Annotated in this window: 1 protein-coding gene; it reads left to right on the forward strand. The window is 68.2% G+C overall.

The window, feature by feature from the left end:
- A partial coding sequence (locus ACPYOM_RS23755; RefSeq protein ID WP_481347869.1) for a DUF7844 domain-containing protein occupies positions 1-239 on the forward strand: 239 nt, incomplete at both ends.

Below are 239 nucleotides of genomic sequence, written 5' to 3' on the forward strand. Positions count from 1 at the left end.
CATTTATGACCGCGCGCGCCTGTGGCCCGCCGCCGAGCGCACGCTGATCCAGCGCTGCAGCCGACGCTTCAACAGCGCGGGGCTGATCGGTATTCCCGATGAGTGTCGCGGTCGGACAGAGCGGCGCTTCACCCTAAGCGATGACCCGCGCCTGCTCGACCTCGCCGGCTGGCAGCAATATGTCGGCCGCCGTGGTGAACGCGAACAGCACAACCGACAGATCGCGCGCAGCCCGGACC

The organism is Monashia sp. HAY1-2A (assembly GCF_056755315.1).